Here is a 15,629-nt window from a genome sequence, read left to right as displayed (position 1 = left end):
AATTGTCTATTTCTTCAATAACAAGCTAATATAAAGCCACAGATTAACAGATTATATAATTTAATCTGTTAATCTGTGGCTTTCTTTTTTAATTTTAAAATTTATACTCCATTACATAATCATCCATGAAATAGCCTTCTCCAATATCTAATTTAACAGATTCCTTTACTGTAAATCCGGCTTTTATGTAAAAGTCTTTCGCTTTATTATTCTTATTTACATTGAGTTGCAAAGCAGATCCGCCAGCATCTTTAACTTGATTAAAAACTTCGTTAATTAGTATTTTGCCTACACCTTTGCCATGTGCAGAAGGTAAAACATAAAGCTTGTGGAGCTTATAAATCCGAGCTTCGTGATCTGTAATGGAGTAACCCGCAAAACCATATTGATTTTCGCCTTCTTCTGCAATTAGGAAAATATGCCCTTCCATAAACTGTTTCAAAAGCTCGCCTTTGTTGTACATCTTATCGAGCATATAATCGATCTGTTTTTGCCCAATAATTTCGAGATAGGCAGATGGCCAGGTTTCTTTGGCGATATCTCTTATGATTTCTATATCATCTTCTTTGGCTTTTCTAAGTGTAATCATATTGGCTCACTAATAAAAATGGGTTGACCTGAAAATGTAAATTCTATAAAACCATCTTTAACAACCTCGAAAATTTCATTTTCATTTTGCATCAGATTAGTCACTTCAAGATAAGAATTCCCGAGGATGTTAAATTCACTTCCGGCAGGTTTCCAAACAGAGAAGCCAGATTTAATGGCATAAAATTTTGCTTTTGCCGTAAACACAACCAGATTTATTTTATCGCTAAATCCTGCAAATCTTTCTAAATCAAATTTATCGGTAATCACATTTACAGCAGGAAATTTTTCTTCATAAAGATAATTTATGGCAACCATCAGCGCATCAACGGGGCCTTGAATAATCTTGGTGTTTTCTTGGGTTTCTACATTATGGTTACCATTTACAACAACATCAACCTTTAAGCCCAAAGAAAGAATTTTATCGTAATTGCTTGCGTTAACCAATAAAGTAGGGCTCCACTCTAAAAGCTGACCTAAAAGTTCTTCGTTAAAAGTGCCCAGCTCATCAATATAAAGTGCTGGCTCTTGTTTCTCTTTTACAATATGGTGTGAAGACATGCTACGAAGTTAATACTTAGCGGCAAGAATTTAGAATTACGTGTTAAGATTAAAGTTTTACTGCCTCGTAAAAATCCTCATAAGCCTGAATAAAATCATCAGCAAAATTTATGGCGCCAGAAACAGCGACTCCGTAAATTCCTGTTCGCATTAAAGCTTCAACATGGTAAATTTTGATGCCACCAACCGCTAAAATGGGTAGGCTTAAATTAAGTTCTTTAAGTTTTTTAGCTGTATTGTGATAATCATCTAAAGTTAAAATAGAATAATTATTTGGTTTGGTCTCTGTAGCAGAAAAAGGCCCTAAACCTACATAATCTGCACTTTCATTCGCCAATCGCACCACGTTTTCAAAAGTATTTGCAGAACCGCCTAGAGTTATGTCATTTCCAACTTTTTTTCTTAATGCAATAAAATCTGCATCCATATCTTCAATATGAAATCCCTGAATATCGGCCTTGCCATTTAAGTGGATATGATTGGTTACAATAAGCGTTGTTCCCCAATCATCGCAAACTTCAGCAATTGCATGTATATCGGCTAAAAGTGCATCGTCAGTTTTGCTTAAACAGCGATATTGAATCCATTTTGCCCCGGCCTCGCAAGCTTTTTGTGCTTGTTCTACATGGGTTAAATTTGGAATATCGTGTGTAATGTAATGGAGCTTTTCTATGTATTTCATACCCGTATTCAAAGGATTAGTGGATTTTCAGGATTAAATTTAGCTATCACTTAACTTAACTAATTCTAAAATCGTCATTGCGAGGCGCGAAACAATCTTAATTGGGGAGAGATTGCTTCGTGCCTAGCAATGACGAAAGTACTTTAGTCTTTAAGTTCTATTAAAACTTAACATTCAAACTTAGCAAAAAATTGGTTCCTGCCTGTGGGTAAAAGAAGTTCTCTGTAATTCTGCTTCCGCCATATAGGTAACCATAAGTATAACCGTTACTCTCGTATTTTTTATCGAAGAGGTTATTTACAAGTAAACCTAAATTTACATTTTTAACACCGGCAAATTTAAAATCGTAACCAAGGCGGGCATTGTTCACCCAATAACCATTAATTGTACGATCGTTATTTTGAGTATTATCCATATACTGTTTGCTTACATATTTGCTTTGTAAAGCAACAGCAAAACCACTAATCGGCTTATAAGCCAATTCTCCAAAAAGTACGGTGGCCGGCGAATAGGAAATATCGGTTAACGAATAATTATTTACAACCTGCCCGCCGTTATCATAATCATCATAATATTCGGTAAAGTTTTTAATCTTATTTCGGCTAAAAGCTGCATTTGCATTTACAATAAATTGCTTGCTTATGTTGTAAGATCCATCCAGTTCGATTCCTAAACGATAACTTCTATCTACATTTTGACGGTAATTTCCGCCAACATCATTTATTTTTCCGGTAACTACCAATTGGTTTTTATAGAACATTCCATAAGCGTTTGCACCTAAGTTAAAATCTGCATTTTTAAAACGATAGCCGACTTCAACATCATTTAATCTTTCTGGTTTTGGAAAAGTTCCAATCGAGGCATCGGTATAATCATCTCTATTGGGTTCTTTGTTGGCTACACTAAATGATGCGTATAAATTACTTTGCGGATTAATAAAATAAGTGGCGCCAAATTTAGGATTAAAGAAATTTAAGGTTTCGTTAATGGCCAAGGTATTTAACTTGTTTTCTGTTCCAGCAATGTCGTAATAAACTCGGCGGTATTGTAAATCGGCAAATAAACTAAGGGCTTCAATAGGACTGTAATTTACTTTTCCGTAAATATTAAAATCAGTCTTAAAACCATCATTATCATAATAATGCCTGTCTATATTTCCATTTGATGCATATTGAGCCCAGATAATCTGACCAAAGTGAGCGCCTTTATACTCGTTATAAGCACCGCCCAATGTAAAATTCAAGTTCTTTTGTGGTACATAATTAAATGCATAGGTAATGCCATAAAAGTCGTTATCTAACCACCGGCGGCGGATTAAATCTGTTTCGGTTATAGTAGTTGAGCCATTTACAACTGGATTTAATCCATAATCCGCTAAATCGTTTTGAACTCTATATTCTTCATAATAGCCTTCGCCCTGTGTATAATGTAATGCTCCATTAAAAGAAAATTTATCGGAAAACTGCCTTGCGTAAAGCATTTGATAGTGGTTTTGCCAATAATTATCTGTCTGATTATTGTATAGAAAGCTATTGTATGTTCTCCCAGAATTTAACAAGTTATAAGCATCCTCTCCACTCAGTCCATTTCTATCTATGTAAGCCTGCATGCCTGCAACATCATTGTTTAATCTAGATTCCGGAATTCCGTTCCACGATTGGTATGTTTTTTCACTTCCGGCAAAAACGTTTATACGAAGTAAATCTTTATTGCCATGATAAGCACCCGATAAGAAATAAGATTTAAGTAAAGACGATCCACGATCTACGTAACCGTCAGAACTGATTCTAGATAAACGACCATCGAAGCTAAATCTATTGTTGATTAATCCGGTACCAACTTTTATGGTGTTTTTCCAAGTGTTAAAACTTCCATAAGTGCTGTTTACTTCGGCATAAGGTTCCATTTCGCTCGCCGTGGTCTGAATGTTTAAACTTGCACCAAAAGCACCGGCACCATTGGTTGATGTACCAACACCACGCTGAATCTGCACGTTATCAACCGAAGATGCAAAATCTGGCATATTAACGTAATAAGTTCCCTGACTTTCGCTATCGTTGATTGGAATTCCATTTACAGTTACGTTAATCCGGCTATTGTCGCTTCCACGAATTCGAATACCCGTATAACCTACACCAGCACCTGCATCAGAATTTACAACTACGCCAGGTGTATTTTGTAAAATAAAAGGTAAATCCTGGCCAAAGTTATTTTCCTGAATTTCTGCCTTGCTGATGTTCTTGTAAGTGGTTGCAGATTTTTCATTTGCCCGAGTAGATCGTACAACAACTTCATCTGCGAGGAAAACCTGTGCCTCTAAGGTGAAATTCAAAGTCGTGCTGGCTGTTAAATCAATAGTTTTTTCTACTGTTTGATAACCTACATAACTTACGCTAAAAACGTACTTGCCAGCCTTTAGGTTGCTTAACGTGTAACTGCCATTGGCATCGCTTACTACAGCGGTTTTCTGGTTTTTTAACTTAATGGTTGCACCCGGAAGCGGTTTTTGATTGTGATCAGATACATTTCCTGTAACTGAGATTTGTGCCAAAGTTAAAAATGGCAACATTGCAACAATAGCTGCAAAAAGTAATTTTTTCAATGTTTTTGTTTTTAGTTAAACCCATCGGAAATAGGGGTACTCCCGATTTCAGTTAAACTTCCATAACTCCAATCCCTACGCCGGCATTACCCGGATCAGGTGCATGACCTTAAAATTCCAATGATCAAATTCAATTTTCAAACGTTTGGAAATTGATTATTCTGATTTGATTATTTTTAAGTCAATGGGTATGATCTCAGCCTGTTTTTGTGTTTTTGAAAAAACAAGGCACCCCTAATGATGAGGCAAATGTAGAAATTATTTTAAGATTCTAACATAAAACTTTAAATGATGGATTTTTCTTTAATGATTTGGAATTAAATCTTGTACTATTAGGAAAATCATTCCTATTTTAACTAATGCCTCAAATTTTCCGCAACTTTAAAGTTTAGGCATAAACTGCGGGAACAATTTTCCCCATTAATCGCCAGTATTGCTTTTAAAATTACAGCCCTAAAAATTCATTAATTGCATTTATTGCGTTTTGATTCCGAACATCTCCCTGGCCATTAATCACCTTGTAATTTGCACTAAGTGCTTTCAATTCCTTGTGCCAAACTTCCATAAAATATTCGCGTTGATTTGGGAAATCACGAAGAGGATCGTCCTGCCAAGGCAAATCGATATCTAACAAAAGGTAAAAATCGTATGGGCGTTTTGGTAGGGCATCCAAAACAATTTGTGGCGTTTCTCCCAACATCTCATCACTCCAAATTTTAACCGTTACAAAAGTGGTATCACAGATGATAAAATCGTTTTTCGTTGTAGTTAAAATGGCATCTTCCAAAGCAACCTGGCCATAATACATGTTTACTTCATCTTGTAAGGTATATGGTCCAACAAGAGCTTCGCAATAATAACGAGCATATTCTGGTACCCATGCAACTTTATAATATTTTGCCAAAAATTGAGACATGGTAGATTTTCCTGTACTTTCAGGCCCAACTATAGCTATCTTTTTAATTGATTTGATCACGGTATAAAATAATGCAACAATGGTTTTTCTGTTAAGCCAAATGTAATGTAAAAACGGATTAAACAAAAAATCCGGTCGAGGAGGGCTCCTCAGACCGGATAATAAACCAAACAAACTATTTATGAAGAAATCCTCTTGCGGTTAACTACTCCGCTGAGGAAGCTTTAGATATTACTCTAAAGTATTTACAAAACGCAAATACGGTGAGCTTATTACAACATTATTGCCAATAATTGAATCATAACAACTTCGTGACTTAAATCTGACTTCCTAAGTGTGTTTTCAAAAAATCTTTTAACATCAATTAACATTTGAGGCATATAAAAGGATTTAGTACCCACAGGCCTTGTATAATTTATAGTACGCTTGCTGTAATAGTGTTCATTTTTTAAAACTAAATCTGCCAAAAGGTGTTATCTATTTCGGACATTAAAAAAAAACTTAAAAATTTTAACAAAATCATCACATCATGAAAAGGTTAAGTATTATTCTATCCCTTATTGTTGTTTTATCGATTGGATTAATCGCATTTAAAAATATTAGGTTAGGTGGAATAATGGGAAAAATTACTCCGGTAGATGGTGCTTCTTCAGTATCTGTTGTTGCCGGTACAGATACTTTAAAAGCTCAGGTTAATCAAGGTACTTTCGGTTTTACAAATTTAAAACAGGGCGTTTATACCATTTGGATTAAAGGCAATGCGCCATACAAAGATGCCATGATTGAAAACGTTGCAGTGAAAGATAGCGCAACTACCGATCTTGGCGAAATAAAATTACTACAATAGTAGAATTTGCAAAAGAAAAATTTAAAATGGAGCGTGCTTTTTGCGCTCTTTTTTATTTTAAAAAAATCAGCTTAAAATACTTCTAAAGATGTATCTTTGCATCCCGACAGAACAGTTGGGATTTTCTTCTTATAAAAGCAAAAAACCTCCTTGCTTCATGGTTCTAACAAGAACCAACACTTTAGAATTTTAATTATTGTATTAAGCTATCATGCCTAAAGACACTTCCATTCGCTCAGTATTAATTATCGGATCAGGCCCAATTATTATTGGCCAGGCCTGCGAATTTGATTACTCGGGTTCTCAAGCAGCGTTATCCTTAAAAGAAGAAGGAATAACCGTTTCCATTATCAACTCCAATCCGGCTACAATTATGACGGATAAAGTTATTGGCGATCACGTTTATCTTCGCCCTTTAACTGTTGATTCTATTGAGGTTATTTTGCAGGAGCATATCGACTCTCCAGATTTGCCAAAAATTGATGCCGTATTGCCAACAATGGGAGGCCAAACTGCACTAAACCTTTGTGTAGAAGCATCCGAGCGTGGTGTTTGGGAAAAATTTGGTGTTAAAGTAATCGGTGTTGATGTTGCGGCTATCGAAAAAACCGAAAATCGTGAAGCCTTCCGCCAGTTAATGGTTGATATAGGTGTAGGGGTAGCGCCATCTAAAATTGCCAATTCATTTTTAGAAGGTAAAGAAGCTGCACAAGAAATCGGTTACCCATTGGTAATTCGCCCATCATACACTTTGGGTGGTTCTGGTGGCGGTTTCGTACACAAAAAAGAAGAATTCGACGCTGCGCTTAAACGCGGATTAGAAGCTTCTCCAACTCACGAAGTTTTAGTAGAACAAGCCGTTTTAGGTTGGAAAGAATATGAATTAGAATTACTAAGAGATAGCAACGATAACGTAATCATCATTTGCTCTATCGAAAACTTCGATCCGATGGGTATCCATACAGGAGACTCGATAACGGTTGCACCTGCAATGACATTGTCTGATCGCTGTTACCAGGAAATGCGTAACCAGGCGATTAAAATGATGCGTGCTATCGGAACTTTTGCGGGTGGTTGTAATGTTCAGTTCTCGGTTAATCCTGCCAATGATGATATTATTGCAATCGAAATTAACCCGCGTGTATCGCGTTCATCTGCATTGGCAAGTAAGGCAACAGGTTATCCAATTGCTAAAATTGCTGCAAAACTGGCCATTGGTTACAACTTGGATGAAATCGAAAATCAAATTACAAAAACAACTTCAGCATATTTCGAACCTACCTTAGATTACGTTATTGTTAAAATCCCTCGCTGGAATTTTGATAAGTTTAAAGGCGCAAATAAAGAACTGGGTTTGCAAATGAAATCGGTTGGTGAGGTAATGGCCATTGGTCGTACTTTTATCGAAGCGCTTCAAAAAGCCTGTCAGAGTTTAGAAATAAACCGAGCTGGTTTAGGTGCCGATGGTCGCCAGGTACGCAATATTGAAGAAATAATGGATGGTTTGGAACATGCTTCATGGAACCGTTTATTCTTAATAAAAGACGCCATGACAATGGGTGTGCCTTTGGAATCTATCCGTAAGGTTACCAAAATTGATAAATGGTTCTTAAATCAGATTCAGGATTTGGTTCTATTGGAAACTGAGCTGAAAAGATATTCATTAAACAATATCCCTCAAGATTTCTTCATGACGCTTAAACAAAAAGGTTTCTCTGATATTCAGATTGCCTGGTTGCTTGGAAACGTTACTGAAGATGAAGTTTACGATCGCCGTAAAGCTTTAGGCATAAATAGAGTTTATAAAATGGTAGATACTTGTGCTGCGGAATTCCCAGCCCAAACGCCATATTATTATTCTTCATTTGATGAAGAAAATGAATCAATTGCATCGGATAAGAAGAAAGTAATTGTTTTGGGTTCTGGACCGAATCGTATTGGTCAAGGTATCGAATTTGATTATTCTTGTGTACACGGTTTGTTGGCCGCAAAAGAGTCTGGAATTGAAGCCATCATGATTAACTGTAACCCTGAAACGGTTTCAACAGATTTTAACATGGCCGATAAATTATACTTCGAGCCGGTTTTCTGGGAACATGTTCGCGAAATTATTGAGCTGGAAAAACCAATGGGCGTTATCGTTCAGTTGGGTGGACAAACCGCTTTAAAAATGGCGGAGAAACTGAAAGAAAAAGGCATCAGAATTATCGGAACATCTTTCGAGAATATGGACATTGCTGAAGATCGCGGACGTTTCTCTGATCTCTTAAAAGAATTGGATATTCCTTATCCGAAATATGGTGTTGCAGAAAATGCTGAAGAAGCAATTGTTGTAGCAAATGAAGTTGGTTACCCAGTTTTGGTTCGTCCGAGTTACGTATTGGGTGGACAAGGGATGAGTATTGTAATTAACGATGAAGACCTTGAAAAAGCGGTAGTAAAGTTATTGGGCGATTTGCCAGGTAACCGTGTACTGATTGACCACTTTTTAGATCGAGCTGAAGAAGCAGAATCTGATTCCATTTCTGATGGTGAGGATGTTCACATAGTTGGTATGATGGAGCACATCGAGCCTGCAGGAATTCACTCTGGAGATTCGTTCGCAGTTTTACCAACCTTTAGCTTACCAGAATCGGTAACTAAATCTATGGAAGAATATTCCATTAAGATTGCAAAAGCACTAAACGTAATAGGTTTATTGAACATCCAATTTGCCATTAAAGACGAGAAGGTTTATGTAATCGAAGCAAACCCAAGAGCGTCTCGTACAGTTCCTTTTATTGCCAAAGCCTATGATGTTCCTTACATCAATATCGCAGCGAAAATTATGTTGGGCGTAGCGAAATTGAAAGATTTTACTATAGAGCGCAAGCTTAAAGGTTATGCCATTAAAGAACCTGTGTTCTCTTACGAGAAGTTTCCAGAAGTTGCGAAAGAATTAGGTCCGGAAATGAAATCAACAGGTGAAGCCATTCGTTTCATTAAAGATTTGGAAGATCCTTACTTCCGCAAACTTTACAAAGATAAATCTATGTATTTGAGCAAATAATAGCAAAGGCCGATGTTTAACATCGGCCTTTTTTTGGTTCCGTCGGCTGAAGCCAGACGGCAATAAAGAAAACCAGCGAGGCTTAATGAAATGTTGCTTTCAGCCCTAGATAATATTCTTTTTCTCCTTTATCAAAGTGTTCAATAGCATTTCTTAACATTGTTCTGGGCATAGTTGATGCATGTTTTTCAAGAAAAGAAATAAGTTTGGCTCTGTCCTTTTTACCAGCTTCCCTTAACCATCCACCTGTTGCTTTATGAATTAAATCTTCGGTATCGTTTACTAAAATCTCCGCGATTTTAAAAGTGTCATCCAATTGGTTTTGCCTAATAAAAAAGTAAGTGCTCACAATCGAAGTTCTTCGCTCCCACATATGCTCAGAAATGGCAAGCTCATATAAAACATCTCTTGGTTTATTGAACAGATAACCGCCAACCACATAAGGTGCAGAACGATCTACTAAATCCCAATTGTTGATCCGATCGTGCCGATTAATATAAAGTTCGAATAATGCTTTTTTTCTGTCGCCAGTAGTTTTCTTATTTCGAGCCTGAAAATCCATAATGCTAACGCCGGCTGTTCTCACTTCATGAATCGGGCTTTCTAAAAGTTTTTCAATCTCGTTTATAGGCAAATCAATAAAAGCTTTTGCAGTTTTAAAAACCTGTCCCATTTTAACACCCATAAACTCATCGCCTACACTGTACTCATTTTTAAAATACCGCTTAATTTTTTCTAATTCTAGATTTGATTGATGGATATTAAGCTCGTTTATGAGTGTTTCGGCCGTTAAGTTTAAAATTTGCCTTGTTGTTTTATTGATGGTCATGTTTAGCTTTGATAAATAAATATACAAAGCCGTTGCAAATTTCTACCTATTTATTGCCCTTTGGTTTTTATCCAAATCATAAAATTAGCTTTGACCACTTTCTAGCAAGTTTATTAGAAAGTGATCAAAGCTTTTAAATCCTCGAAAGGACAATTTAATCTGAATGTTTAATTTTTCATTCTTCCTTGTTCAGATTCTGTACCTGTTGAACGGCGGCGAGCAGGTTTAATTTCATTTTTGCCAAAGCGATACGTGAAACTTATTCTGCCAATTCTGCTTTCATTTTTTTGATGCACATAATAATTTAAACCTGGATAAGCACTGGATAGATTGTTTTCAGACATATTAAATATATCCGATAAAGCCAGTTTTAAACTAGCCTTTTTGTTAAATAATGATTTGCTCAAACCAGCATCAATATAATAACGAGCTTTTAAACTTAGGGTTCCGTAATCTAGCGGAGACTCATAACTGCCATTTAGCTCAGCCGTAAAGCCATTTGCAATGGTAAAGCTTTGTTGAGATTTAAACTGGAACGAGGTTTTTCCAGTTTTTAAAGCCGTCCCAGCTAAATTTGGTGCTTCAAAACTTAAATAGAAAACATTTAAGTTGTTATTCATCGACCACCATTTTGCTACCTGAACCGGGATATTCAGGTTTGCATTATAGCTGATGTTTTTGGCAAGATTGGCATTGGTTTGGTATAATGCTTTTTGCGCTTCATCTGGCAGGAGCACTTCAATAATTACATCATTAGTTCTACTGTAGCCTACAGAAAGCATGTATTTCTGCTTAAAGGTATAACTTAGTTCTAAATTGTTGGTGTATTGAGGATTCAGAAAGGGATTTCCTTTATTGTATGTATACTGATCCAGATAGTAGATAAAAGGATTCAATGCATCATAACTCGGACGATCAATCCTTCTGCTGTAAGAAAGTCCCAGTTGGTTGTTTTTCGATAAGGTTTGCTGTACAAATAATGTTGGAAAGAAATCCCAGTAGCTTCGCTCTACTACGGTATTTGTCGTAATTAAATTGCCCTTAGAATTGGTTTGCTCTACTCTTAAACCAACTTGTATGCTGGTGTTTTTAAACTGCTTATTAATGTTTGTGTAAGCGGCATTTACATTCTCATCGTAAATAAACTGATTGCTTCGGCGTACATCATTTTGCCAGTTATTATTTACAAATTCTTCAGCCTGCAGATCATTATCGGTTTTTACCCAGCTGCTTTTAACACCTGCTTCTAATTTTATGCTTTTGCTTAACGAAACATTGTAATCAATTTTAAAGGCTTTGATATCAATCTTTGATGGTGTATTGTTTCTAATGTAGCTAATTGGACGAATCCGATTTCCATTGGCAAAAAGGTAATCGTTTTCATAATCGGAGCCGTCATTACCGTTATATTTCGAATAATCTACATCAGCAGAGATTTCAGAACCTGCAGTATCCAATATCGATTTGTAATTTAAATTGTAAGCTATATTATTGTATTTGTTGGTTTGAAGGCTGTTCGATACCAAAGAAGAATCTACTTTTTGAAAAGAAGGGCCAATTATGGTATTATTTACCGAAGCCTCTGTTCCGTGATTAAAATATCCATTTACCAATACACCAATCGTATTTTTCTTATCGATAAAATAATCCAAACCAGCCTTAAAGTTATTGTTCTGCTGTTTTCTTCGGCTTGTACCTGTTTGCATAAAATAAGTATCTGGCGTGCCGTTTGAAATCCGGTCTATGGTAATCAAATTTTCTCTTTCGGTTTTTCCGTAATTGTAATTTCCAAACAGATTAACCTTCTGCGTTCTATGGTTAAGGTTTAATCCAGCATTGCCTCTAAAATTTTTCCCATAACCCAAAGTTGCATTTGCACTTCCGTTTGTTCCACCGTTTTTGTTTTTTTTGGTTTTGATGTTGATAATCCCCGAATTTCCGGAGGCATCATATTTAGAAGATGGATTGGTAATCAATTCGATGGTTTCTATTTCAGAGCTCTGCATATTTCTTAGCAAGTTGGCTACATCTGCACTGCTCATGTAAGTCTGTTTTCCATCTAGCTGAATTAAAACGCCTTGTTTACCTTGCATCGAGATATTATCATTTTGATCTACAGAAACTCCAGGGGCTTTTTGCAGCACTTCAAGCGCATTCGAACCAGTCATAATTGCGCTATTGGATACATTCATTACAACTTTATCCATTTTTCGTTCTATTAATGGTTTTGTAACCGCAACCGTAACTTCCTTTAAATTTTGGGTAATTGAAATAAGTTGTGCTGAACCAAAATCTAATTTCTGGCTGGCATCTGTAAGGGATAATATTTTACTTTTAAAGGTTTTGTATCCCATATTACTGGCTTTATAGAAATATTCGCCCTTGGCAGAGATTGTAAAACCAAAAGCCCCAGTTGGATCGGTAAATGCAGTTTTAACAACGCTAGAATCGGATGCTTTAAAAAGTACAACGGTTACATAATCTGCAGGTTTTTTGTTCTCATCAAGGATAGTCCCCGTGATGTTTGCCTTTGGCTGGGTTTGCCCAAACGCATCTTTCCCTGTAAAAATGGCCAGTATAATTAGTGATATTTTGTAAAATGTTTTCATTGGTTTATTCGTATTGGTTTAAAAATTTGGGCAAAAAGATTTCTCTAACGCATCATCTGCGATTTAAATTTAATTGCTCACCTGTTTAAAGTTTAGTAGCAGAAACGAACAATTTCCGCCGTTTAGTTATTAATAAGACGACCGCTTTTTAAAAAGGTTACAGGAATTTTGGAAATGAATTGCGATAGAATAAAAAAAGCCACAGAATATCTGTGGCTTAGCATGTTATAGAATTTTTATTTTTTTATTTCATTCCCAGTACATCCACACCTTGTTCAAAAACAACATCAACCGGAATGCTTTTTTTGGTTAACCTATCTAAATCAGTTTTTAATTCTGCTGGAATTATAGCCATAGTCTTTTGAGCTTTTTCTACTGCAGCTTTATCTCCATTGCCTTGAAGCGTAATAATAAATGAACTTAAATCATTCATCGCGACAGCAAATTTATCAAAGTTAACCTTGTATGTTCCTTTAGCTGTGCGCTCGAAGGCGCCTTTTTCTTTAAAATAATTAAAGCATTGCATATTGGCTTTTCCATGCGCTTCTGATACACCGAAACGCACCGAACGCAGAATTCCAGCCATAAAAGTGGTGTAATAATCTTTAATATCGCCTTGTAATTCTCCTTTTTTAAGTAAACCGGTTACCATATATAAGCCTAAAATATCGGCTTTACCCTCTTCTAACCAGCTATATTGTTCTTTCAGTGCCTCGCGAACAAAACCTTTGCCTGTTATGGTTTTTTTAATGCCAAGACCATGCGCAACTTCGTGGAACATTACATTTGCAAAAAAGGCATCAAATGTTATATATTTTTGTTGCTCAGCATCAATAAGTTCTTTTGAAATGGGAAGTAAAATTTTATCAAACTTTGCTTTCATTGCGTTTTTCAACTGGGAACGGCGAGTGCCTTTTTCCTGCTGAATTTTTTCATCATTTGGTAGGTTTACGGCAATGGTTTTAGAACCTGCATTACAATCGCCAGCATAGTAAACTACATCATAGGCATTTAATTCAGAATCCGTTCCTGGGGTCTCGGTTTTGTATTTTGCAGCTACCGGCAGATTTTTCTGTAAGTCAGGAAGCATTTTTACGTACTTCGCTAAGCGCTTGCTCCAATCTTTGTCTTTAACTAAAACGTAAGCTTCGTAACTTGTACGGGCATTAAAAAGTTTGTCTTCGTAATTTTCTATCGGACCAATTATAAGATCCAGTCCGTTGGTTTTCATATCTAACCAGGCATAGTCAGACGCTGTAAAATTATCCGTTACTAAAGCGTCAGCCCTTAAATTTAGATATTTTTTTAATCCTGCATCGTCTGCAATTAATGCGGCCTGCTTTAATAAGGAAGAAGCCCTTTGAAGTTCTGAGGCAAATAAAACATGATATGGAACCGTACTTAATTTTCCTGAACTGTCTTTTTGAACAACAGAATATGCGCCAAATTTATCTTTCAAATCCGACTTCTCTATCGCTTCTTTTGTTATCCCATAAGGATAAAAAGATGCGCCTTCTGGTTTGTTTCCAACACCTGTAACAAAAGGTTTTTCATTATTTAACCTATCCCAAGGACCGTAATTAATATTTACGAAATCGCGGGTTTTTTCGTCTTTAATCGTTGCCAATAAACTATCACGCTGTGGATAGGCTTGCTTCCAATACAATTGATCCATAATTTCTGCAGCCTGAATAAGCAGCGGTAATATTTTCCGATCGTTAACGCTTAACTGATTGATGTTGGTTGAAAGTTTAACTCTTTCATATATGGGCAAGCGTTGTGCAACATAATCTATAAGGCTATCTTTCTGTATCACAACAGTCTTATCCCCAGAGGGTTTTGATGTGTTTGTACAAGCCGGGAAAAGCCCTGTAGAAATGGCAATGGCAGATAAGAACAGGCTTGTTTTGTATAAATTCTTCATTCTAAAAGTATATTGGGTTCTAAATTAGTAAAATTTAAAAGCTTTGTATAAAGTTTGATGCAAAGGATGAATTTTAGCATACTTTCGTAACTTCATGGCTCTAATAAAATAGGTTATGTTATCAGTAAAACACCAGTCCATTTCTTTAATCGTTGCCATACTTTTTTTATCTGCATGTAGCACGAATAAATATGCCATTACAGAAAAAGTGTATAAACAAAAAGCCAAAGACTTTTCTAAAATAATTGCCAGTACTCCACCAGAAGGGCAACTGTATGACTCATTAGAGGCAACAAACCAGACTTGGGTTGGTTCTGTAAATTTTGGGATACGTAAACCAAATTTTGTAATCATTCACCATACTGCACAAGACAGTTTGGCCCAAACCATAAAAACCTTTCACTCAACCAGAGCGGCCACAAGTGCACATTATGTAATCAGTCGCGATGGCAAGGTTGTACACATGGTAAACGATTATTTAAGGGCAAACCATGCCGGCGTGAGTAAATGGGGTAAGGATACTGATTTAAATTCTTCATCTATCGGAATCGAGTTAGATAATAATGGGCTTACAGATCCTTGGCCGGATGCTCAAATTAACAGTTTAATTAAACTTTTGGCTACCTTAAAGAAAACTTACGGAATTCCTACGGCAAACTTTATCGGTCATGCAGATATTGCCCCGAAACGTAAACCGGATCCAGCTCATTTTCCATGGAAAAAATTAGCAGATAAAGGATTTGGATATTGGTACGATGATGTTTTAAAAAATCCACCTGCAGATTTTAATACTGAGATGGCTTTAAAATATATAGGCTACGATACACGGAATTTGCCAGGTGCAATCGAAGCCTTTAAAATTCACTTTATCCAAACCGATATTACACCAACACTTACCCCAGTGGATATTTTGGTTTTGTATAATGTTTATACGAAATACTAGAAAGGTTGAAGATAGAGGGTTTAAGGTTTAAACCTAATACTAAAAACCCATAGATAAACTTAATTTTATCTGTGGGTTT

General features: G+C 36.2%; 11 protein-coding genes. 3 read left to right on the top strand and 8 right to left on the bottom strand.

All coding sequences use genetic code 11. The features are described 5' to 3' along the window. Positions 1-94: 94 nt before the first annotated feature. The 5 genes from DF947_RS05305 to DF947_RS05285 form a co-directional block, all read right to left on the bottom strand. Positions 95-589 (bottom strand): GNAT family N-acetyltransferase, encoded by a 495-nt coding sequence (locus DF947_RS05305; protein WP_109928675.1) that lies wholly within the window; start codon positions 587-589, stop codon positions 95-97. Continuing rightward, complete coding sequence (locus DF947_RS05300) at positions 586-1,149, bottom strand: thiamine pyrophosphokinase (protein WP_109928674.1); 564 nt, start codon at positions 1,147-1,149, stop codon at positions 586-588. The genes DF947_RS05305 and DF947_RS05300 overlap by 4 nt, the downstream gene beginning before the upstream one ends. 49 nt (positions 1,150-1,198) lie before the next feature. Then, positions 1,199-1,831 (bottom strand): thiamine phosphate synthase, encoded by a 633-nt coding sequence (locus tag DF947_RS05295; RefSeq protein ID WP_109928673.1) that lies wholly within the window; start codon positions 1,829-1,831, stop codon positions 1,199-1,201. Between the two features lie 160 nt (positions 1,832-1,991). Then, a complete protein-coding gene (locus DF947_RS05290; protein ID WP_317046752.1) occupies positions 1,992-4,433 on the bottom strand; it encodes a TonB-dependent receptor in 2,442 nt (813 codons plus the stop codon). Positions 4,434-4,878: 445 nt separating this feature from the next. Continuing rightward, entirely contained in the window at positions 4,879-5,409 is a 531-nt protein-coding gene (locus tag DF947_RS05285; protein WP_109929186.1) for an AAA family ATPase, read from the bottom strand. Between the two features lie 469 nt (positions 5,410-5,878). Here DF947_RS05285 and DF947_RS05280 point away from each other — a divergent pair, with 469 nt between their 5' ends. Both DF947_RS05280 and carB read left to right on the top strand, forming a co-directional pair. Beyond that, positions 5,879-6,196 carry a carboxypeptidase regulatory-like domain-containing protein gene (locus DF947_RS05280; RefSeq protein WP_109928672.1) on the top strand — a complete coding sequence of 106 codons (318 nt, stop codon included), beginning with the start codon at positions 5,879-5,881 and terminating at the stop codon, positions 6,194-6,196. Between the two features lie 211 nt (positions 6,197-6,407). Beyond that, a complete protein-coding gene (carB, locus tag DF947_RS05275; RefSeq protein ID WP_109928671.1) occupies positions 6,408-9,245 on the top strand; it encodes a carbamoyl-phosphate synthase large subunit in 2,838 nt (945 codons plus the stop codon). 82 nt (positions 9,246-9,327) lie between these two features. On the opposite strand, the gene DF947_RS05270 is transcribed toward carB, so the two are convergent. The 3 genes from DF947_RS05270 to DF947_RS05260 form a co-directional block, all read right to left on the bottom strand. Continuing rightward, positions 9,328-10,074, bottom strand: coding sequence for a DNA alkylation repair protein (locus DF947_RS05270; RefSeq protein ID WP_205940743.1), 747 nt, complete (start codon positions 10,072-10,074; stop codon positions 9,328-9,330). Positions 10,075-10,241: 167 nt separating this feature from the next. Beyond that, the gene (locus tag DF947_RS05265; RefSeq protein ID WP_109928670.1) at positions 10,242-12,683 is read right to left on the bottom strand and encodes an outer membrane beta-barrel family protein; all 2,442 of its coding nucleotides are present in this window, start codon (positions 12,681-12,683) and stop codon (positions 10,242-10,244) included. A gap of 244 nt (positions 12,684-12,927) precedes the next feature. Beyond that, on the bottom strand, positions 12,928-14,607 hold the full coding sequence (locus DF947_RS05260) for a dipeptidyl-peptidase 3 family protein (RefSeq protein ID WP_109928669.1): 1,680 nt from the start codon (positions 14,605-14,607) through the stop codon (positions 12,928-12,930). A gap of 115 nt (positions 14,608-14,722) precedes the next feature. Here DF947_RS05260 and DF947_RS05255 point away from each other — a divergent pair, with 115 nt between their 5' ends. Next, the gene (locus DF947_RS05255) at positions 14,723-15,550 is read left to right on the top strand and encodes an N-acetylmuramoyl-L-alanine amidase (protein ID WP_109928668.1); all 828 of its coding nucleotides are present in this window, start codon (positions 14,723-14,725) and stop codon (positions 15,548-15,550) included. Positions 15,551-15,629 lie beyond the last annotated feature (79 nt).

This window comes from Pedobacter paludis, from assembly GCF_003173575.1.
Lineage (GTDB): Bacteria > Bacteroidota > Bacteroidia > Sphingobacteriales > Sphingobacteriaceae > Pedobacter > Pedobacter paludis.
The sequence above is the reverse complement of the archived record's forward strand: the minus strand, read 5'-3'. Positions and strand labels throughout refer to the sequence as shown.